The organism is Tropicimonas isoalkanivorans, assembly GCF_900112335.1.
Classification (GTDB): domain Bacteria; phylum Pseudomonadota; class Alphaproteobacteria; order Rhodobacterales; family Rhodobacteraceae; genus Tropicimonas; species Tropicimonas isoalkanivorans.
In genome coordinates this window covers 1-5,000 of sequence record NZ_FOLG01000033.1, presented here as the reverse complement: position 1 = coordinate 5,000, position 5,000 = coordinate 1, and the positions used below count along the sequence as shown (strand labels likewise).

The following is a 5,000-nucleotide window of genomic DNA, read 5'->3' as shown; positions in this document are numbered from 1 at the left end:
GATCCGCCCCGCCAGCGCCCTCAGCGCCGCCGGTGAAGGGGGTTCTACGGATACTCACCGGTGCTCGCAACCCCTTTTTTGCGAAATTATGACGGTTTTTCCGGCTGAATGTGAAACCCAATACATTTCAGATACTTACGTACATTCACTGGCGCCATTTCGGGTGCCGTTCAGCGGTTTTGTGGCCGTGGACGCGCATGAGAACGGCGAATCCCGAGTCGTTTTTAGGTCAGGATCGCGCCGGCCGCCCTGCTCCGCCTGGCATCGGCGCGCGACGGCGTTTCGGCACGAGGCGAAGGCCCAGCAGGGCCAGCACCGTCGCCAGATAATAGAACGGCTCCATCTCCCAGCCCTTCACCACCATCACGTAGTGGATGGCTCCCAATGGGACCACAACATATGTGAGCTTGTGGACCTGACGCCAACGCAGAGCCCCGAGCTTGCGCACCGACCAGGTGTTCGACGTGAGGGCCAACGGGATCATCAGCACGAACGCCGCCATGCCGATGGTGATGTAGGGCCGCTTCACGATATCGGCCCAGATCAGCCGGGGGATCTGCACGTCCAGCACCAGCCAGACCAGCAGATGTGTCAGGATATAGAAGAACGCCAGCAGCCCGATCGCCCGCCGGTACCGGATCAACCGCACCCCGGTGAATCGGCCCAGCGGCGTCACGGCCAGCCCGGCGATCAGCAGCCATAGGCCCCAAAGGCCCAGACGGTGCTCGATTACCTTCACCGGGTCTACGCCGAGGCCGCCAATCAGACCGCGATAGAAAAGCCAGATCACCGGCAGGGCGCCCGCGACGTAAAGCGGCCAGGCCGGCACCGCACGAAGCGCCTTGTTCAATCGATCAACCAGCACAGCACCGCTCTCCAATACGACAGCCCTCAATTCGCCCTACGGGCATGCAAATCCTTCCGCAGGTCCAGGTCGTCCGTCCCCTGACGCCACGAAGACCACCCCGCATGCCGCACGACCAGACCCTTCTTTTTCTTCTCAAATCACTCGCCATGTCCGCGGCCTTCATGATCGCGATGCTCCTCTGGCGTCGCTCCACGGGAAAGAGCTCGATCTTTGCCCAGGACGACAGCCTGGAAGAGGTCGGGCTTTCGGCACTCTCCGCGGCCTTCCCCTCGCGCCCCACGACGGAGGATTTCAAGAGCGTCCTGCGCCCGCCCTGGGGGCTGCGACTCGGTGCGCCGATCATCGGGGCCATCTTCCTGATCTATCTCGACCTCGAACCTGTGCTGGAGTCCCTCGGCTGGGCAGAGCCGTTTCACGCGGTCGTGGCGAAGGTCGCCACCGGTCTGGTGCTCGCCTATTCCGCGTTCATGGTCCTCTTCGTTCGACGGATTGTCTACGACAGCCGCGAGATCCGGTGTCACGGGCTCGACCTGCGCGCGCAGATGCGAAAGATTTCGGAGCTCCGCAGCATCACGCTGCATCCAAAACGGCCAGCGCTCGTCCTGAGTTTCGTCGATCAGCCGCATCTCTACATTCCCAAGTTTCTCGGCCAACGGGCGCAGTCCATCGCAGAGATGGAGGCCTTTGCGGCGAATAACGCGCATCCGCCGGAGGCAGGGCGCCCGGCGCTGCGGTTTCGCATGGGGATCTGAGGGTCAGAAATTGGCCTTCAGGTCCATGCCGGCGTAAAGCGATGCGACCTCCTCGCCGTAGCCGTTGAACATTTCCGTCGGCATCCGCTTGGCGAAAAACCCGCTTCCGATCCGCCGTTCCGTCGCCTGGCTCCACCGCGGGTGGTCCACCTCCGGGTTCACGTTGGAATAGAAGCCGTACTCCCGCGGGATGGCCTTGTTCCAGCTTGTCGGCGGCTGCTCCTCCGTCAGGGTGATCCGGACGATCGACTTGATGGACTTGAAGCCGTACTTCCACGGAACGACCAGCCGGATCGGGGCGCCGTTCTGCTTGGGCATCGGTTCGTCATAAAGGCCTGTCGCCAGAATGGTCAGCGGGTTCATCGCCTCGTCGAGCCGCAGCCCCTCCACATAGGGCCAGTCCAGAACGCGGGCGCGGGTGCCCGGCATCTCCTCCGGCCGCAACGCCGTTTGGAAGGCCACATATTTCGCGCTCGGCTGCACGCCCACGCGGTTCAGCAGGTCGGCCAGTTCGAAGCCCACCCACGGGATCACCATCGACCACCCTTCCACGCAGCGCAGCCGGTAGATCCGCTGCTCCAGCGACGTGCCCTTGAGGATGTCCTCCATGCCCCAGGTCCCCGGCGTGTCGACCAGCCCGCCGATCTCGACCTGCCATCCGTCCGTGGTCAGCATATGCGCATACCGCGCCGGGTCTTCCTTGCCGGTGCCGAACTCGTAGTAGTTGTTGAACCCGGTGATATCTTCGAAGGAGTTCTGCTCCTCGTCGGTCGAATAAGGAGACGCGGCAGCGCCGGTCGCCGCCCGCACACCCCCGGCAGCCGCCAGGAGGCTCACCGCCCCGGCCCCCGCCATGATCTGCCGCCGGTTCAGCCAAGCGGCTTTCGGCGTGACATCCGCCCAGGTGAGATCGTTTTTCCAGCGTCCGGCCATATCGGTCCTCCAACGGTTTCTCCCTTGATACGACACTTCGCGCCGCCCGGGATGGGTATGAAACCAAATCTCACGCGAACGTTGACGAACGTCAGGCATTTCTCCCGCCAAACCGGTGACGCGCAGATCACATCCAGTCATCAGATCGTGATCAGGCGCCCCAAATGCCCCGCATACCGCGGTTTTTCACCGTTTCGGCGCCCCCAACGCGTTTTTGCAAAGATCCAACCGCCGCACCCGCCCGTACACCCTTTCGACGCCAAGCAAGGGCGTTTGACACCGACGCTTTGAGAGGAGACCCAACATGTTCCGCAGAACCTTCTTCGCACTGGCCGCCGCCACCATGGTTTCGGCCCCTGCCTTCGCCGAAAACCACTCGATGGACATCGTCGACACCGCCGTTAACGCCGGCTCCTTCGAAACCCTCGTCGCCGCCGTTCAGGCCGCCGGCCTGGTGGACACCCTGAAGGGCGCCGGCCCGTTCACCGTCTTCGCCCCCACCGACGAGGCCTTCGCCGCGCTGCCGGCCGGCACCGTGGAGAGCCTGCTGGAGCCCGGGAACAAGGACCAGCTCGTCTCCATCCTCACCTACCACGTGGTCCCGGCCAAGGTGATGTCGGAGGAGCTCGCGGGCCAGACCGTCTCCGCCACGACCGTGAACGGCGGCAAGCTGATGATCGACGCCCGTGACGGCGTGAAGGTCAACGAGGCCAACGTCGTCCAGGCGGACATCGAGGCCTCCAACGGCGTCATCCACGTCGTGGACGCGGTGATCCTGCCCGAAGGATGACCCCTCCCGGGGGCGCGGCACCCCGCCGCGCCCTCGCCCACCGTTCGCCCCCTCGTCCGGTCGCGCAACACCGCCCCCGGCCCCGGCATACTCCGCCGGCAACCGAGGAGGCCCCCATGCCCGACCCGCTCCTGAATATTCCCCTGTCCGACATCGACGCCGACGCGCTCCCCCGCGACCGCGCCACAACCGACCCCGAGGCAATGGCCGAGCTGCGCACATCCATCCTGCGCGCCGGCCTGCGCCAGCCCATCGAGCTCTACCGCACCGCCGAAGGTGCCCCCCGCCCCTACGGGCTCATCTCCGGCCACCGCCGCCTCGCCGCCTTCCGCGCGTTGCAGCGCGAGACCATCCCCGCCTTCCTCCGCGCCCCCGCCAGCCTGCCCGACGCACTCGCCGCCATGGTCGCCGAGAACGAGGTCCGCGCCCAGATCACCCCATGGGAAAAGGCCCGCCTGATCCAGACCTGCCTTGCCGCCGGCCTGTTCGAGACGCCCGACGCCGCCATCGACGCCCTCTTCCCCGCCCAGTCGCGCCAGAAACGCTCCCGCCTGCGCGGTCACCTGATGGTTGCCGAGGCCTTCGACGGCTGCCTGTCCACGCCCGAACGCCTCTCCACCGCGCGGCTCGACCGCCTCGCCGCCGCGCTGCGCAGCGGTTGGGAGGACCTGCTCCGCAACGCCCTGCCGGACCCCGCCACTCATTCCCTCGAGTCCCAATGGACCGCCCTCGCCCCCGTCCTCGCCGAGGCCCTCTCCCCCCGCGACGGCGAACCCGCCCCCAACACCCCCCGCGCCCCCCGCCGCATGGCCCGCATCCGCACAGGGCTCACCGTGCGCCGCGAACTCACCCGCACCGGCTGGATCCTGCGGTTTTCAGGGCCGGAAGCGAAGTCGCCCGGCCTGATCGACGATGTGCTGGACCGCGTTGAGCGGTGGTTCGGGGAGGCGTAGGGCGCGCTACGCGGCCACGCGAAATGCCCATATCACGCGGCCGAGACGCCCTCTGAACGAGGCGAACCCCGAACTCCACCGGACCGACCCGACCCGTCCCGACATCGGATATGCAAACCGGGCACGGCCTCAAGGCGATGCCGCCGTGCCAGCGCCGGCCCGTCCCCGCGGGCTGGCGCTTTGGTTGGTCTGGGTGCATCGTTCCGATCTCTTCCGGACTTGGCCGGGATAAAGCGCGCCGTTCGCAGGTCAGGGCGCCGCCCCACGGGCCACCGCCCGCCCGGCTGGCGTTGCGCCTCCGCTGACTGCGCATTCCTGCCGCCAACGGTCTTTTGACGCTTCGCTTGTCACTGAGGCGTTGTTGCAGAACTCAGCCGGTGAAGGATTCACATCGGGAATTCATGCGGTTAGACGAGGTACATGAGCAAGCCCAAGCCCGCCCGCTACCGCACAACGAACTGGTCCACCTACAACGATGCGCTCAGGAAGCGCGGGTCGCTGCTGATCTGGCTGGACAAGGAGATGGCCTGGCACGCGCCGCATGAGGGACGCCCAGGGCGCCCGCCGGTCTTTTCGAATGCCGCGATCCAGTTCTGCCTATCGATCAAGGTTCTGTTCAAGCTGCCGCTCAGGCAGACAGCCGGGATGGTCGCGAGCCTCCTGCGCCTGGCAGGGCTGGACTGGCCCGTTCCGGACTACTCGAC

General features: G+C 66.1%; 6 protein-coding genes. 4 read left to right on the top strand and 2 right to left on the bottom strand.

Features of this window, described 5'->3' with window-relative positions; genetic code table 11:
• Positions 1–229: 229 nt before the first annotated feature.
• Complete coding sequence (msrQ, locus tag BM075_RS23630) at positions 230–865, bottom strand: protein-methionine-sulfoxide reductase heme-binding subunit MsrQ (protein WP_093363071.1); 636 nt, start codon at positions 863–865, stop codon at positions 230–232.
• A gap of 104 nt (positions 866–969) precedes the next feature.
• Here msrQ and BM075_RS23625 point away from each other — a divergent pair, with 104 nt between their 5' ends.
• A complete protein-coding gene (locus BM075_RS23625) occupies positions 970–1,620 on the top strand; it encodes a hypothetical protein (protein WP_093363070.1) in 651 nt (216 codons plus the stop codon).
• A gap of 3 nt (positions 1,621–1,623) precedes the next feature.
• On the opposite strand, the gene msrP is transcribed toward BM075_RS23625, so the two are convergent.
• Positions 1,624–2,553, bottom strand: a complete 930-nt coding sequence (gene msrP / locus BM075_RS23620) for a protein-methionine-sulfoxide reductase catalytic subunit MsrP (protein ID WP_093363069.1) — start codon at positions 2,551–2,553, stop codon at positions 1,624–1,626.
• Positions 2,554–2,857: 304 nt separating this feature from the next.
• Here msrP and BM075_RS23615 point away from each other — a divergent pair, with 304 nt between their 5' ends.
• The 3 genes from BM075_RS23615 to BM075_RS23605 all read left to right on the top strand — a co-directional run.
• Positions 2,858–3,343 carry a fasciclin domain-containing protein gene (locus tag BM075_RS23615; protein ID WP_093363068.1) on the top strand — a complete coding sequence of 162 codons (486 nt, stop codon included), beginning with the start codon at positions 2,858–2,860 and terminating at the stop codon, positions 3,341–3,343.
• Positions 3,344–3,459: 116 nt separating this feature from the next.
• Positions 3,460–4,296: a ParB/RepB/Spo0J family partition protein gene (locus BM075_RS23610; protein ID WP_177208472.1), complete on the top strand. Its 837-nt coding sequence runs from the start codon at positions 3,460–3,462 to the stop codon at positions 4,294–4,296.
• 420 nt (positions 4,297–4,716) lie between these two features.
• Positions 4,717–5,000: transposase (locus tag BM075_RS23605; protein WP_177208471.1), on the top strand; the 284-nt coding region annotated here is incomplete at its 3' end.

Bases quoted from the DNA above. Each gene is read 5' to 3' on its own strand.
- BM075_RS23625 (WP_093363070.1), top strand. From the start codon at position 970: ATGCCGCACGACCAGACCCTTCTTTTTCTTCTCAAATCACTCGCCATG.
- msrP (WP_093363069.1), bottom strand. From the start codon at position 2,553: ATGGCCGGACGCTGGAAAAACGATCTCACCTGGGCGGATGTCACGCCG.
- BM075_RS23615 (WP_093363068.1), top strand. From the start codon at position 2,858: ATGTTCCGCAGAACCTTCTTCGCACTGGCCGCCGCCACCATGGTTTCG.
- BM075_RS23610 (WP_177208472.1), top strand. From the start codon at position 3,460: ATGCCCGACCCGCTCCTGAATATTCCCCTGTCCGACATCGACGCCGAC.